A 15,278-nucleotide genomic window follows, 5' to 3' on the forward strand; every position below is an offset into this window, starting at 1 on the left:
GCAAAGGAAAGCCAGTGGACATCACACGACGCTCAGCCCTCAGCGGGCTGGCCATGACAGCCCTGTTCGGGCTGGCCGCCTGCAGCGGCGGCACCGACAGCTCCGCCTCCTCCTCTCCCTCGTCAGGAGGACTCGGTTCGGACAACCACCAGGACCTGACCGTGCTGATCGGCTCATCCGGGGACGCGGAGACCACCGCCGTCAAGGCCGCCGTGGAGGCGTGGAGCAAGAAGTCCGGCACCATGGCCAAAGTGGTGGTGGCCTCGGATCTCAACCAGCAGCTGGCCCAGGGGTTCTCCGGCGGCAGCCCTGCCGACGTGTTCTACCTGACCAACGACTCCGTGGCAGGGTATGCCGGCAATGGCTCCCTCGAGCCGTATGTCGACTCCCTGAAGAGCAAGGACGCCTTCTACCCCTCACTGATCTCCGCCTTCACGGTGGACGGCAAGGCCTACGCCGCGCCGAAGGACTTCTCCACCCTGGCTCTGATCATCAACACGGATCTCTGGAAGGCCGCCGGCCTGGGCGAGGCCGATGAGCCCAAGAGCTGGGACCAGCTCGAAGCCGTGGCCAAGAAGCTGACCAGCGGCGGGAAGGTGGGGCTGAGCACCTCCTCCGAATTCCAGCGCCTCGGCGTCTTCATGGCACAGGCCGGAGGCTGGCTCACCGACGAGCAGGGCAAAGCCGCGGCGGACAGCGATGCCAACGCAGCAGGCCTGGACTTCGCCAAGAAGCTGCTGAACGAGGGCTCCTACAAGTTCGCCGCACAATTGGGCACCGGCTGGGGCGGCGAGGCCTTCGGCACCGGCAAAGCCGCCATGACGATCGAGGGCAATTGGATCACGGGCGCCATGGACAAGAACTACCCCGGCATCAAATACAAGGTCATCCCGCTGCCCTCCGGCCCCAAGAGCGCCTCCACCATCCAGTACGACGGTGGCTGGGGCATGGCGGCCCAGTCCAAGAACAAGGGCGGAGCACTTGACCTGATCGACTTCCTCACCCAGCCCGATCAGCAGATGGGCTTCGCGAAGGCCTTCGGTGTCATGCCCTCGCTGAAGGACCTCACGGACACCTGGAAGAAGCAGTTCCCGCAGGACGCCGCCTTCATGGACGCAGTGAACGACTCCAAGTCCATCCCCTCCGTGAGCGGCCTGAGCGACATCCTCAAGGATTTCAACTCCCAGCTGGAGTCCCTGGCCAGCGGTGATCCGAAGGCCATCCTCTCCTCCGTCCAGAACAACCTGAAGGCCCTGCCCGGCCTCTCCTGAGCCGGGCTGACGCCTTCCCGGCGTCCGATCCCGCTCGCCCGGTCCCCGTGTGCCGCACTCCCGGGGCCGGGCAGACGGGATCGGGCGCCCTAGCCGAAAGACCGATCATGTCCTCCACGCGAAGCACCTCTGTGCCCGGCCGCCGAACGCGCCGCGGTCCGGGGATCCGTGGCCGGGACGGGCTCGTGGCCTGGTTGTTCACCGCGCCCGCCATCCTGGTCCTCGTCCTTTTCCTGGTCCTGCCGATCCTCATGGCGGCCTGGGTGTCCGTCTCCAACTGGAATGGGCTCGGCAGCCCGTTCTCCTCCAAGGTCGGCTTCGTCGGGGACGCCAACTACCGCTCGCTGCTGGGACAGCCGGGGCTGGCCCAGACCGACTTCGCCCGTTCCTTGCGCAACAACGCCTGGTACGTGCTGCTGGTGGTGCCGGTCCAGACGGTGGTGGCCATGGTCCTGGCGGTGCTGGTCAACCAGGCCTGGCTCAAGGGCCGCGGCTTCTTCCGCACCTCCTTCTACTTCCCTTCGGTGACGTCCTCCGTGGCGATCACGGTGATCTTCCTGTTCCTGTTCTCCACTTCAGGAGTGGTGAACAGCGTGCTCGGCTGGATGGGCTCCTCGGGGATCGGCTGGTTCACCGAGACACGCGGGGTCCTGCAGATCGGGCTGGAAGGCCTAGGGATCAAGGGCGGCGATGGAGGCCGTTTCATGGGCCTGAACTGGACGGACTGGCTGGCCGGCCCGAGTCCGGCGATGCTGGTGTTCATCATCATGGCCGTCTTCACCACCTCCGGGACGTTCATGCTGATCTACCTTTCGGCCTTGCAGCAGATCGCCCGCGATGTGGATGAGGCGGGGACCATGGACGGGGCCAGCGCATGGCAGCGCTTCCGGTTCATCACCGCTCCCCTGCTGAAGCAGACCACGGCCACCGTGGTGACCCTCGGCCTGATCGGCACCTGGCAGGTCTTCGACCAGATCTACGTGGGGTCCAAGGGCGGCCCGGGGAAGACGACCATGACGCCCGCCTTCCTCTCCTACTCCCAGTCATTCCTCAACAACGCCTGGGGCCGGGGCGCTGCGATAGCCTTCCTGCTCTTCGCGATCATCGTGGCATTCACCCTGGTGCAGGCCCTGGTCACCCGTGACCGCAAGCCCCGGCGGCGGAAGGAGAAGCATGTCTGAGACCCTCTCCCCCGCAGCGCACCGCGCCGGCGCTCCCCGCGGCCGGCGGCGTTGGGGCCGGGGAACGTCCTATCTGGCCCTCGGTCTGCTGGCGGCGCTGTACATCTTCCCGTTCCTGCTCTCTCTGGCGAACTCGTTCAAATCGGACGCCGAGGCCGCCAACAGTCCCATGTCGCTGATCCCCCAGAACTTCACGACGGCGGCCTACGAACGGCTCTTCCAGTCGGACATGCCCCTCTGGCTGGGCAACACCGTGCTGATCACGGTGCTGGTGACGCTGGGCCGGATGCTCTTCGACTGCCTGGCCGGCTATGCCCTGGCCTGCCTTCCGCTGAAGGGCCGCGGCCTGGTCTACGCGGGCTTCGTGGCCGTGATCGCCGTGCCTCCCGTGGTGCTGCTGATTCCCAAATTCCTGGTGTTGAAGGAACTGGGCATGTACGACAGTTATGCGGGCCTGATCATTCCTCTGTTGGCCGACGCCGCCGGCGTGATGATCATGCGCAACTTCTTCCTCGGCCTGCCGCCCTCGATCGACGAAGCGGCCAGGATCGACGGGGCCGGTGTCGTCCGGCGTTTCTGGCAGATCTCCCTGCCCATGGCGCGTTCCGCCGTGATCACCCTGCTGATCCTCTCGTTCCAGGCTTCCTGGAACGAGCTGCCCCACATGATCGTGGCGGCGCAGGACCCCAATCTGTTCACCCTGACCAAGGGTACGGCGCAGCTGGCCTCCGGAGCGCTCAGCGCCGGCTCGCAGTTCCCCATCAAGCTGGCCGCGGCCACTCTGATGACCATCCCGGTCGCCGTGCTGTTCTTCATCTTCCAGCGCCGCATCATGAACACCACCGATGGCGGGGCGAAGGAGTAGTTCCAGGCGTCCACCCGCCTTGGTGTTGCGTGCTCAGTTGTGGCGAATGTTCTCCTCGAACACTCGCCACAACTGAGCACGCAGCACCAGGAAAAGGAGGGAGTTAGGCGCTCTGGCCTCGCTCGAAGTATGCGACCAGCTCCGGGTCCAGCTCGGGCACCGTGAGCGCCGAGCCGTCGCCCCGCAGCGACTCCGCTGCGAGGATGCCCGCAGCCACCGCCTGGCGTGCCGCGACCGGGGAGGTCTGGGTCTGCCCCCCGTCACGCACGAAACGCAGGAACTCCCCGATCAGCAACGGATCGGCTCCGCCATGCCCGCCGTCGCCGTCCTGGATCTCGACCTCCAGATCCGGTTCGGCGAAGCCATAGCTTGAGCGGGTGTTCCAGACCTTGATGGTCTCGCCCGGCCCGTCACCGAAGTTCTCCATGCGTCCTTCGGTGCCGATCACCGTGTAGTTCCGCCAGTAGTCGGGAGTGAAGTGGCACTGCTCGTAAGACGCGAGCACGCCATTGTCCAGGACCATGTTCATCATGGAGATGTCCTCGACGTCGATCTCCTCCGCCAGGTCCGTCTGGGAGGCCGGGGGCCAGTTGTCCACCGAGAACCATTCGCCCATCCGGCGATCCGAATTGTCCCTGCGGCTGGTCACCTCGCCATAGACCGCCAGGGCGCCGACGGCGGAGACCCGCTTGGTGTAGCCGCCGGCGAGCCAGTGGATGACGTCCAGATCGTGCGCACCCTTCTGCAGCAGCAGGGTGTTCACATTTCGGCGCTGGGCGTGCCAGTCCTTGAAGTAGTAGTCACCCCCATTGCCCACGAAGTGACGGCACCACACGGCCTTGACCTCGCCGATCAGGCCCTGCTTGATGAGGTCCCGCATCTGGGTGACCACCGGCATGTGGCGCATATTGTGGCCGACGTAGAGCCTGGTGCCGCTCTCACGGGCAGTGCTGAGAATCGAGTCGGCGGCTTCCAGCGTGACGTCCAGCGGCTTCTCGCAGAAGGTCGCGATCCCCGCTTTCAGCGTCTGAACGGCGACGGCGGCATGCTGGTTGTCCGGGGTGAGGACGAGCACGGCGTCGACGCCGGACGCCAGGACATCCCCCAGTTCACCGGTGATGGTGGCGTCCGGGAGCGCTTTGGCAGCGTCGGCACGGCCGCGCTCGCTCGTGTCGCAGACGATGGTGACGCGCGATCCTTCACCCGGCTTGTGGGCGTGACGCCACAACCCGGAGCGCAGGCCGAAGCCGACGACGGCTACGGAGAGATCCATGGGACATATTCCTTTGTTCGTGTCTGTGTGCCCCGCCATCAGCGGGGGCGCTGTTGAGGTGCCCGGCCCTCAGGCCGGGCCATGCGTTGAGGCGCGCTCCCAGACTTCCCAGGGGAAGTCGTGCAGAGCGCCGACGGGCTTGTCACCCGTGGCGACGTCCACCATGATCGAAGCCACCGTGCCGAGGAGCTCACGGGGGCCCACGCTGGTCAGCGACGGCTGGAGCCGCTCCCCCGCCAGGGTGTTGCCCACTCCGGCGATGGCCACGTCCCGGCCCACCACCAGTCCGAGGCTCTGGGCCGCGTGCACCGCATTGATGGCGATGTAGTCGCTGCTCGCGTAGACGGCCCGGGGACGGTCCTCCTGATCGAGGAGACGCAGGGCGCCGGCATAGGCGGAACCCGGGGAGCCGACGATGTCGGCCACCCTGTTCCCTGCCGCCGTCCTGCCGCGTTCGGCAAGCGCCGCGTGGAACACGCCGGCTCGTCCGCGGCGCGGATCGGTGGCTCCGGGACCCAGCAGTGCGACGTCGTCCCATTCGTCAATCAGGTGATCCACCAGGGTGCGGCAGCCGCCCAGATCGTCGGAGCGGACGACGTCGAAGCCGTCGGGTTCCACCGTGCTGTCGAAGACCACCAGGCGCACACCGCGGCGAGCGAGTTTGGTCAGCGCCGGACGCTGTTCCGGGCGGACCGAGTCGATGAACACGGCGTCGGCCTGGGTTCGTTCCAGGGCAATCGTCCAGTCGTCGTCGGCCATGATGAGCGGTGTCAGATCGTGGCTTCGCGCTGCGGTGCTGACCGCCTCCACCACCTCGAGGCTCCAGGGGTCCTGAAGCATGGTCACGGAGAGCAGCACGGTCTGCGTCTTGCCGGTGCGGACCGCGCGAGCGGCCTGGTTGGGCCGGTACCCGAGTTCCTCCGCGGCTTCCCGCACCCTCCGGGTGGTTTCCGCCTTCACACCGGGGCCTTTGGTTCCCGGCCCTCGCCCGGACAGGACGTAGGACACGGTGGCCGTGGAGACTCCCGCGCGTTCGGCGACCATCCGGATGGTGGGCCGGACGACGGCCGCCTGTACGGACCCCTTGGCTGACGTTTCGCTTACTGATCGTTCGCTCATGACCTGACCTCTTCCCCTGGACGCCTCGATCGTGGTGGCTGGCTCCATGCTGTGGACCTGCGGCAACTCTAGTCATATCCAGTCACAGGAGCCACAGCACGGAGCCTCGTCATGTTCTTACTTCCGGAAGACCGGGACGTCGGACGGCAGCTGCGACTGGTACTCACTGCGGATCTTGTCACCGCCGTCGTTCTTCCATCGGGTGACCGCGCCCTTGAGTTCGTCCATCTTGGCGCGGCCGGTGATGATGTCCACCACCTTGTCGCGGAACTGCTTGGTGATCTTGGCGCCGAGCTTCGAGTTGGTGTCCGAGTACGTCCCGTTGACGGGGCTGCGCCAGGCCAGTTCGAGCAGTTTCTTCTCCTGCTCGTAGATGTACTTCGTGTCCTGGTCGAAACCGGGGTTGAAAAGCACGTTCTCCGGGCTGGACATGATGTTCAGCGCCGAAGCCAGGCCCGGGATGTTGCTCGACCCGGACTGGGTGAGCGCCGGGTTGCCCTCGCCGTCCACGGTGTAGTCCTCGCCGACCGTGCCGAAGTTCTTCTGCATGTACTCCGCCGTGCCGAACGGCGCGGAGAGGTAGTTGATGAGGGCGAGAAGCTCACGGATCTTGCCCTCATCGGCCTTCTTGAACGGGGTGAAACCGACGGTGCCGTAGCCCATGTCATAGGTGGGCTTGACCTTGCCGTCAGCGCTGAACGGCACCAGGATGTCGAAGCTCTGATCCTTGTTGAAGGCACGATAGGCCTTGAGGTCGTGCGGACCCACCACGACCTGGGCCCCGACGGTGCCGTTGGCTACGCGGTTGCGGATGTCCGGAGCGTTGGTGTCCGGGTAGAAGACCCCCGCTGCGAACATCTTGGTCATGAACTCGACTCCGGCGGCGTACTCGTCCGTCTCGAAGATGTAGGTGAGGCTGCGGTCCTTGTTCACCGCCCAGCTGTTGGGGGCGCCGTACCACTCGGTGACCATGTGGAGCATGTTCACGTAGGCCGGTTCCAGGGCGTACTGCTTGTCGGCAGGGCGCGTGAGCTCCTTGGCCTTGGAGAGGAACTCCTCGGCATTGGCGGCGGTCAGGCCGCCGACCTTCTCCCAGACGTCGCGACGGCCGGTCATGACCTGCCCGAACGGGGTGCTCGGGATGGGTGCGCCCCAGATCTTGCCGTTGACCACCGCCGTCTTCCAGGAGTCCGGCTTCAGGGCGGCAAGGTTCGGGTACTCGAGGACGGCGTCCCCGGACAGGTACTTGGTCAGGTCCTGGAACTTGGCCTCCAGCATGGGGCCGATGTTCGGGATGCCCTGGTTCGGCGGGACCCACATCATGTCCGGCAGATCGTCGCTGGCCAGCACGGTGGCGAACTTCGCCGGATACCCGTCGCCGATATCCTCGGCGATCTGGAGATTGAGTTCACCGCCCAGCGCCTGGTTCAGACGCTGCCAGAAGGCGTTGTCCTTCATGCCCGGGCTCATGGTCTCGAAGGTCTCGGTCAGACCGGTGACCTTGCCGGAGAGCGGCTTGTCCTTCACCGACACCACGGACTTGGGGAGTTTGAAGAACGCGGCCTGCAGGCCCTTGGCATCACCGGCAAGGTCGGCGGTGACCCCGGTGAACTCCTTGTAGGTGGGGAGCTTGACGTCCGCGGAGGCGGCAGCGCCGCCGCTCCCGCTGGTCCCGCCGCCACCACAGGCCGAAAGGCCCACTGTCGCGACCGCCAGGCCCGCCAGGCCCAGGAAGCCCCGGCGGCTGACGCCGGAGGATGAGAGTGTGCTCATAGGGTTGCCTTTCATTGACTGCTACAGCTGAGTAGTGAGTGAAAACTTCTGAACGGAGGATCAGCCCTTCACCGCGCCGGTGAGGACGCCCTTGGTGAAGTGCTTCTGGAGGAACGGGTAGACCATCAGGATCGGCACCAGGGCGACCACGACGACGGCCATCTGGATGGACTGGCTGGGCGGCACCGAGGAGACGCCCAGGCTGTCCGCCGCACCGGAGCCTTGGACGACGAAGTTGCGCAGCAGAAGCTGGATGGGCCACTTGGAATGGTCGTTGATGTAAAGCAAGGCATTGAAGAAGGAGTTCCAGAAGCCGACGGCGTAGAACAGGCCGACCACGGCGATCACGGCCTTGGAGAGAGGCATGACGATCCGCCAGAGGATCTGCCAGTCGCTCGCGCCGTCGATCCTGGCGCTTTCGATCAGCTCCGCCGGGATGTTCATGAAGAAGGAGCGCATCACCACGAAGTTGAACGCCCCGAAAATGCCCGGCAGGATCAGCGACCACAGAGAGTCCAGAAGACCGAGCTGACGGATCATGAGGAAGCTGGGGATCAGGCCCGGAGCGAACAGCAGGGTGAACAGCACGCCGAGGATCACCGGACGGCCCAGCAGTACGGGCCGGCTGGTGGCGTAGGCCATCGTGATGGTGACGAAGAGCGCCAGCAGTGTTCCGACGATGGTGATGAAGGCACTGACACCGAGGGAGTTCAGCACCATCGGACCGGCGAAGATCGTCTCATAGGCCTTCAGGGTCGGCCGTTCGGGCCAGAGGACGAAGCCACCGGCCTTGGCGAGCTGCTGATCGTCGGCCAGGGAGGTGGCGACCACCAGCAGGATCGGGACCAGGATGGACGCCGCGAAGAGGACCAGCACCACCGCCTTCACGGTCTGATACAGGGCCGACGGCCGCTCCTTCCATGCGGGACGCTTGCCGTCGCGGACGAGTGCGGCCTTGCTGCGTGCCGCCCGCCGGGCGGCGAGACTGCCGGAAGGGATCCCGGTGTCGGGAGTCTCTGTGTTCTGAGAGGTGAGGGTGGTCATCAGCCGACCTTCCTGGCGAAGATGCCATCTTCACCGAACTTGTGAGCCAGGGAGTTGGCGGCCCAGATGAGCAGGAGGCTGACCACGCCCTTGGCGAGGCCCGCGGCGGCACCGGAACTCCAGCCGCCACCCACCACACCGGTGTAGTAGGTGAAGGTGTCGAGGACTTCGGCCGCACCCGCGCCAACGGCGTCGCGCTGGAGGATGAACTGTTCGAAGCCGACCGTGAGGATGTCGCCGATGCGGAGGATGAGCAGCAGGACGATCACGGGACGCAGGCCCGGCAGCGTGATATGCCACATGCGGCGCCAGCGTCCCGCGCCGTCGGCGGCCGCCGCCTCGTAGAGGGAGACATCGATGCTGGCCAGAGCGGCCAGGAAGATGATCATGGCCCAGCCGGCGTCCTTCCAGATCATCTGGACCACGACCAGGACCGGGAAGGACTCGGGATTGGTCATGAAAGGGATGGCGTCGAGGCCGAACTGGCGCAGGGTGTTGTTGATGAAGCCGGCCCCGCCGAGCATCTGCTGGAAGAGCGCGATCACCAGGACCCAGGAGAGGAAGTGCGGAAGGTACGCGATGCTCTGGAAGATCCGCCGCACCCGCATGCTCATCAGGGAGTCCACGATCAAGGCCAGGACCAGCGGCACCGGGAACAGGAACACCAACTGCCAGGCGGCGAGGTAGAGCGTGTTCCAGAGAGCGTGGAGGAAGTCCGGGTTGTTGAACAGGTCGATGAAGTTCTGCCAGCCGACCCAGTCGCTGTCCTGGATGCCGAGGTAGGGCTGGTAGTCCTGGAAGGCGATCACATTGCCGAGGATCGGAATGTAGAAGAACAGCAGCAGGAAGACGATGCCGGGCACCATCATCAGCAGCATCTGACGGTCCTGCTTCAAGCGGACACGGAATGGCTTCTTGGCTCCGCGCTGCGGGTCCGACGACTTCGGCGGTCCCTTCCGCTGGGCTGCGAGTGTCATGGGGCTCCTCATGAGTCCACGGCTGCGGCAGCAGCCTTCGCTCTCTTAGACGATCGTTAATCGATTAAATTCTTAATCGATTAACAGATCGTATGTGACGCGGGTCTCATCCGCAAGAGCATCTTGTTGCGTGCTCAGTTGTGGCGGGATGCGGCACCGAACATCCCGCAAATAGTTGAGCATGCAAGCGGCACAAGGAGCTGACGAGCCGCCGTCGTCAGAGCCGCGCGGCCAGATCCCGGCCGGCGCTCAGACCGGTGAAGAGGCAGCCTCCAAGGAACGTCCCCTCCAAGGCGTTGTAGCCATGGGCACCACCGCCGCCGAAGCCGGCCGCCTCCCCCACCGCATACAAGCCGGAGACGGGATGGCCGTCCAGGCCCAGGACCCGCGATGCCAGGTCCGTCTGCAGCCCGCCCAGCGATTTGCGCGTGAGGGTGTGCAGTTTCACCGCCACGAGCCCGTCCTCAGGATGACCGGCCGTGTCGAGGAGGCGACGCGGCTTCGCCACACGGACCAGGCGGTCACCGAGGTACCGTCGCGCATTGTGGACGCTCTGGGCCTGCGCGTCCTTGGAGAACGGGTTGCGGAACTCGGCGTCGCGCTGCCGGATCGCCTCCAGGACGGTCCCCTCTTCCAACACGGCCTCAGGAGCCACCCGGTTCATGCCCCGGACCAGGGCGGACACCGAATCCGCTGAGACGAAGTCCGCACCATGGTCCACGAATGCCTGCACCGGGCCGGGGATCCCGCCACCGAGGCGCGTCTTCAAGAGGAGTCTCCTGTCCCGGTTGGTGATGTCGGGGTTCTGCTCCGAACCGGACAAGGCGAACTCCTTGGCCAGGATCGAGCGATTGACCACGAACCAGGAGTGGTCGAACTCCGCAAGCTCAGGCGTGGTCCGCAACAGTTTCAGCGTTCCCAGGGTGTCATGTCCGGGAAGTCCGGGTACTGGGAGCCTGCGCCCGAGGGCATCAAGCCACAGCGGGGACGGGCCGGGCAGGATCCTGATGCCATGACCGGGCCAGACCGGGTCCCAGTTCCGCACCCCTTCCGTGTAATGCCACATGCGGTCACGGTTCACCAGACGGGCACCGGCCGCCTCGGCAGGCGCCAGCATGCTGCCGTCCACATACGCCGGCACTCCGGTCACCATCTCACGCGGCGGGGCACCCAGCCGCGCCGGCCAGAACCGCCGGACCAGCTCGTGATTCCCACCGATCCCCCCGCTGGCGAGCACCACCGCTTCGGCGCGCAGTTCAAAGGTTCCCACCGCCTCGTGGCCAGTGGCGGCACCACGCGGCGCGACGTCGTCGGCCAGAACATCGCCATGCACACCGACGACGACGCCGGCCTCAGTCAGCAGGCCACGCACCGCCCGGCGGTGCAGAAAGGTGAGCAAGCCGTCGTCGGCGGCCGCCCGGGCAGCCCGCGCGAAGGGAGCGACGACGCCGGTGCCGGTCCCCCAGGCGATGTGGAAGCGGGGCACCGAGTTGCCGTGCCCGCCCAGGCGCCCGTCACCGCGCTCGGCCCAGCCGACCACCGGCGTCAGCCCGACCCCGGCCTCCCGCAGCCAGGCATGCTTCTCCCCGGTGGCGAACTCGACATAGGCCCGGCCCCAGCGGTGCGCCCAGGCATCCTGATCCCCTGGGCCGTCCAGACGGTCCCACCCGGCGCTGCCCTGCCAATCGCTCCAGGCGAGATCGAAGGAGTCTTTGACCCGCAGCCTGCGCTGCTCCGGACTGTCCACCAGGAACAGTCCGCCGAAGGACCACCAGGCCTGCCCGCCGAGGTCCTGAGGGCCTTGCTGGTCCACGACGATCACGCGCTTGCCGGCCTTGGTGAGTTCCCGTGCCGTGACGAGCCCGGAGAGTCCGTGCCCCACGACGATGACGTCAGCGTCCATGTCGGCAGTCTACGCCGGGCCTTTCCTCTCAGTTCTTTTCCCGCGAAGTAACACCTGACGACCTAAAAACCACGGGATTCGGGCGCGAAGTGCTCTTTCGCGCCGCGCTCAGCCCGCCGTCAGGGGACGCAGCACGAGGATCGTGGCGTCGTCGGCCGTCTCGCCGATCCGGGCCTGTTCGTCACGCAGCTCGGTCAGCAGTGCGAGCGCACCCTGCGGCGTCGATGCCCGGTCCAGGAACTCCTCGGCGGATGCCACCAGGCCCAGATCAACAGCACGCCATGCCCCATCGCTCAGCAGCGCCACGAGCCGGGGTCGGGACACGCGGGTCAGGTGCGCCCCCGCCACCGCCTCGGGTTCGCGTCGTGCCACCCAGAGGTTCCCCGGGGTGTTCCGCAGCTCGCGGTCCCGGCGTTGCGCCTGCCGCTTCTCCTCCGGAGAGACCTCCCGACCCTCCCAGGCCGCACTCACCTTGCGGTCCGCCAGCTCGGCCAGGACCTCAGTGGTCACACCATCCGCGTCGCGGATCAGAACCCGGCAATCCGCCAGGGAGGCGACCTCCAGCTCGTCACCGTCCAGATGAACCAAGGAGACGGCCGCGCTCGGGAACCGGATGCGTTCGGCACCCACCAGAGGCTGCGCGACGGCGTCGATCCTCCGCAGCGCCGCAGCCAGCCGCTCCCGGGCGCCGAGTGATCCGGACACTTCGCTGGTGGCCACTCTCGCCAGCGCGGTCGACAGGGCCTGAGCCAGCCACTGCGGATCGGACGCCGCGGGCAGATCGAGTGGCTCCAGGAGAGCCGTGGCGCCGTCGATGATCCAAGCGTCCGGGCCGCCGAAACCGCAGCTGTCCTCCTGGGGATGGGCATCACCCTCCGATTGGACACGGGCAACGGTCTCCCAGCGATGAGTCATGGCTTCATTAAATCGGATGCCGATCCGGTGCGGTACGGTCGTTCTCATGCCCCAGCCGCTTTCCGAGTCCATGCTGACCGCCGCCCTGGTTCTGCCTCTGGGTCTTCTCGTCGCGTACGTCATCGGACAGATCGCCCGATCCATCGCCCGGAACTGGGTGACCATCAACACCCCCAGCACCGTGGTCCTCTCCGTGGCGGGCATGTCACTGGGAATGCTGCTCAGCACGGTGATCTTCCCCCGCTCCAAGCCGTGGAGCCTCGAGGTGCTGCTCCTCTCCATCGCCTTGACCGTGCTGCTCCTGTCCCTCTTCGCCTTGGTGGCCAAGCGTTTCCAGCCCTCGAAGACGGTCGAAGAGGTCGACTCCCTGATCAGCCAGGGCGAGAGCCAGCGGGTCGAGTTCAAGTCATCGGCCCGGTACAACCTGCACAGCAAAGTCCGGGACGAGAAGATCGAACTGGTCATCGCCAAGACCGTTGCCGGCTTCCTCAACGCCGACGGCGGTGTCCTCCTCATCGGGGTCAACGACGACGGGGACGTGGTGGGGCTGGCACGCGACTTCAGCCTGATCAAACAAGCCGATCCGGACCGCTACGAGCTGTGGCTGCGAGACTTTCTCTCGACGGTCCTCGGGCAGACCGCCGCCGCCCTGGCTCGCGTCGATTTCACCCCGTACGAAGTGGACGGCGAACGGACCTTCGTGTGCCGGGTGACATGCCCACGTTCACCCAGGCCTGTATTCCTGGCGCCGGGCAAAGGCAAGAACGACGAATTCTGGGTCCGCAGCGGCAATTCCACCCGCCAGCTGGGCGTCAAGGACGCCTCGGACTACGTCATGTTCCAATGGCCCCTCGGAGCGGGCCGGGCACTGGCCTCCCAGCTCCGCTCCGCCGCGCGCGGCTCCGGCTGGTGATCCCAGGGTGGGCCGCTCAGCCTGCGAGAAGATCCGGGTGCTGTGCCGCGACCACGTTCGGATGAGCCCGCAGCCGGTAGCGCAACGCGTTGTCGCCGTAGGTCTCAAGGATCGGGCTGTTGTTCGGATCCACCGAAAGGCCCCGGGCCTTCTCCTGGAATTCCGGGCTGACCGCCAGCTGGGGCATCGTCGCATCGAGGGCGGGGTTGTAGAAGAACGGCACCGAGATCCGGTCCGTGCCTCGCAACGGTGAGATGACCCGGTGCAGCGTCGCTTTGAGATAGCCGTTGGTGGCCAGCTCAAGCATCTCCCCGATGTTCACCACGAACGCTCCCGGCACCTGCGGCGCATCGATCCACGCGCCGTCGTGCTCCACTTGCAAACCGCCCTTGCCCGGCTCGACCAGGAGCAGCGTGATGACGCCGCCGTCGCGATGCTGGCCCACGCCCTGCTTGGGATCCGGGTCCGACTCCCCCGGATAGCGGACGATCTTCAGCACCGGGAAAGCCTTGTCGCCGAATGCTGCGTCGAAGGCGTTCTCAGGCGCCCCCAGAGAAACCGCCAGGGCTCGCAGGAGTTCCATCGAGATCTCGCTCAGCCGTTCCATCCATTCGGTGACGACCTCGCGCATCTCCGGCAGAGCCTCGGGCCAGAGATTCGGGCCCTCCAGACGCCAGTAGTCAGCCACCCCGGTACCGCGCGGGACAGACTCCCGTTCGGCCCCGACGTCGATCTGCTCGCGCCAGTCGACCTCGCCTGCGGTCAGCTCGCCGCCCATCCGGGTGTATCCGCGGAACTGCGGGCTGTGAGTGTTCTCCAGGGCGAGCTTCTGCTCCTCCGGCAGTTCGAAGAAGCGCCGGGAGACCTCAAGGATCGCGTCCGTCAGCTCTTGCGGCACTCCATGGCCGGACAAGTAGAGAAAGCCGACCTCATGCATGGCGTCCCGCAGATCGGCGCGGAAGCCGGCAGCTTCCTCCGGACCCGCGCTCAGCCGGGAGAAATCGAGAACGGGCAAGGTTTCAAGAGCCACCACATAATCCTTTTCACAAGACATTGCAAGCCGAAGCCTGTATTGGCTCCAATGTTACGCGCGAGCCCCTGCGACACCCACCCGTGCGTCATTGAAGGACATGAAGTTGCCAGCGTTCACTCAGGATGCCGTCGCGACCTTTTTGTTAAACGATTGACAAGCGTGCGAAGGCCATGACGATAATTCCTCCGTCGGGTCGGAACCGATCCGCATCACGCAGAGCACACAGGAGAAGACATGCGGTTCACCATCCATAAACGTCTCAGTGCAGTGATCGCGCTCGGCCTCGCGGCCGTGGCGTGGGGGCCGGGCATCCCGGCTCATGCTCAGACCTTCGGCGGCAACGAGCTGCTGTCCTGGTCCGTCAGCGGAGCGCCGAGCAGCGGGCTGAGCTCCACCACATTCCCCATCACGGTCGCCCCGGCCACAGCGCGCCGGGCGGGCACCTACTTCGCCATGCAGTTCGGTTTCACCGGCCAGACCGAACTCGGCTACACCGGTCTTCAGCCGCGGCCGGACGCCAACGGATCCGGTCGCCTCCGCGGAGTATTCTCCTCATTCATCCCCGGCACCACCTCGAGTGACCGCAACTGCACTCCGGGTGCCGACGGCGGCCCGGGCGTCAGCTGCGGACTGGAATTCAATGCGGTGTACGGCCACACCTACAACATGGTCGTGAGCCAGACCGGCACCAATACCTGGAGCGGCAGCGCGGTGGACACGGTCACGGGAACCAGCACCCACATCGGCAGCTACACCCTGCCTGCCGGTTCAGGGAACCTCAAACCGAGCCAATCGGGGTTCATCGAGTACTACGACGTGCCGAGCTGCAGCCAGCAACAGAAGTACGACGTGACCTTCGGGGCTCCGTCCTCCGGCAGCCTCACGGGCGCCGTCAGCTGGGTCAAGGAATACGGTGACTGCCTCGGCCAAGGCGGAACCACCGTCACCCCGGTCGGCACCGGAGTACGGATCACCCGCGGCACAGTCGGCTGACCACTCTCCGACCGCGGG

13 protein-coding genes are annotated in these 15,278 nt (G+C 66.1%); 5 read left to right on the plus strand and 8 right to left on the minus strand.

What is annotated here, in order from left to right; genetic code table 11:
• Positions 1-14 precede the first annotated feature (14 nt).
• The 3 genes from ACIPXZ_RS07910 to ACIPXZ_RS07920 all read left to right on the plus strand — a co-directional run bounded on the left by ACIPXZ_RS07910 (position 15) and on the right by ACIPXZ_RS07920 (position 3,317).
• A complete protein-coding gene (locus tag ACIPXZ_RS07910) occupies positions 15-1,271 on the plus strand; it encodes an extracellular solute-binding protein (RefSeq protein ID WP_400592073.1) in 1,257 nt (418 codons plus the stop codon).
• A gap of 107 nt (positions 1,272-1,378) precedes the next feature.
• On the plus strand, positions 1,379-2,452 hold the full coding sequence (locus tag ACIPXZ_RS07915; RefSeq protein ID WP_400592076.1) for a carbohydrate ABC transporter permease: 1,074 nt from the start codon (positions 1,379-1,381) through the stop codon (positions 2,450-2,452).
• Entirely contained in the window at positions 2,445-3,317 is an 873-nt protein-coding gene (locus tag ACIPXZ_RS07920; protein WP_400592079.1) for a carbohydrate ABC transporter permease, read from the plus strand. The genes ACIPXZ_RS07915 and ACIPXZ_RS07920 overlap by 8 nt, the downstream gene beginning before the upstream one ends.
• A gap of 103 nt (positions 3,318-3,420) precedes the next feature.
• Here ACIPXZ_RS07920 and ACIPXZ_RS07925 read toward each other — a convergent pair whose 3' ends face one another.
• The 7 genes from ACIPXZ_RS07925 to ACIPXZ_RS07955 form a co-directional block, all read right to left on the minus strand.
• On the minus strand, positions 3,421-4,590 hold the full coding sequence (locus ACIPXZ_RS07925) for a Gfo/Idh/MocA family protein (protein ID WP_400592082.1): 1,170 nt from the start codon (positions 4,588-4,590) through the stop codon (positions 3,421-3,423).
• Positions 4,591-4,659: 69 nt separating this feature from the next.
• A complete protein-coding gene (locus ACIPXZ_RS07930) occupies positions 4,660-5,709 on the minus strand; it encodes a LacI family DNA-binding transcriptional regulator (RefSeq protein ID WP_400592085.1) in 1,050 nt (349 codons plus the stop codon).
• A 117-nt stretch (positions 5,710-5,826) separates the two neighbouring features.
• Positions 5,827-7,482, minus strand: a complete 1,656-nt coding sequence (locus ACIPXZ_RS07935; RefSeq protein WP_400592088.1) for a sugar ABC transporter substrate-binding protein — start codon at positions 7,480-7,482, stop codon at positions 5,827-5,829.
• A 60-nt stretch (positions 7,483-7,542) separates the two neighbouring features.
• Positions 7,543-8,526 (minus strand): carbohydrate ABC transporter permease, encoded by a 984-nt coding sequence (locus ACIPXZ_RS07940; RefSeq protein ID WP_400592091.1) that lies wholly within the window; start codon positions 8,524-8,526, stop codon positions 7,543-7,545.
• On the minus strand, positions 8,526-9,503 hold the full coding sequence (locus tag ACIPXZ_RS07945) for an ABC transporter permease (RefSeq protein WP_400592094.1): 978 nt from the start codon (positions 9,501-9,503) through the stop codon (positions 8,526-8,528). The genes ACIPXZ_RS07940 and ACIPXZ_RS07945 overlap by 1 nt, the downstream gene beginning before the upstream one ends.
• Before the next feature lie 217 nt (positions 9,504-9,720).
• Positions 9,721-11,406: an FAD-binding dehydrogenase gene (locus ACIPXZ_RS07950; protein WP_400592097.1), complete on the minus strand. Its 1,686-nt coding sequence runs from the start codon at positions 11,404-11,406 to the stop codon at positions 9,721-9,723.
• A 108-nt stretch (positions 11,407-11,514) separates the two neighbouring features.
• On the minus strand, positions 11,515-12,321 hold the full coding sequence (locus tag ACIPXZ_RS07955) for a hypothetical protein (RefSeq protein ID WP_400592100.1): 807 nt from the start codon (positions 12,319-12,321) through the stop codon (positions 11,515-11,517).
• 46 nt (positions 12,322-12,367) lie between these two features.
• Here ACIPXZ_RS07955 and ACIPXZ_RS07960 point away from each other — a divergent pair, with 46 nt between their 5' ends.
• Positions 12,368-13,234 carry a helix-turn-helix domain-containing protein gene (locus tag ACIPXZ_RS07960; protein ID WP_400592102.1) on the plus strand — a complete coding sequence of 289 codons (867 nt, stop codon included), beginning with the start codon at positions 12,368-12,370 and terminating at the stop codon, positions 13,232-13,234.
• Positions 13,235-13,250: 16 nt separating this feature from the next.
• On the opposite strand, the gene ACIPXZ_RS07965 is transcribed toward ACIPXZ_RS07960, so the two are convergent.
• The gene (locus ACIPXZ_RS07965) at positions 13,251-14,264 is read right to left on the minus strand and encodes an isopenicillin N synthase family dioxygenase (RefSeq protein ID WP_400592105.1); all 1,014 of its coding nucleotides are present in this window, start codon (positions 14,262-14,264) and stop codon (positions 13,251-13,253) included.
• Between the two features lie 237 nt (positions 14,265-14,501).
• Between ACIPXZ_RS07965 and ACIPXZ_RS07970 the strand changes: the two genes are divergently transcribed.
• Positions 14,502-15,260: a DUF3472 domain-containing protein gene (locus ACIPXZ_RS07970; protein WP_400592108.1), complete on the plus strand. Its 759-nt coding sequence runs from the start codon at positions 14,502-14,504 to the stop codon at positions 15,258-15,260.
• Positions 15,261-15,278 lie beyond the last annotated feature (18 nt).

The organism is Arthrobacter sp. NPDC090010 (assembly GCF_044748305.1).
In the GTDB taxonomy this organism is placed as follows: domain Bacteria; phylum Actinomycetota; class Actinomycetes; order Actinomycetales; family Micrococcaceae; genus Arthrobacter_E.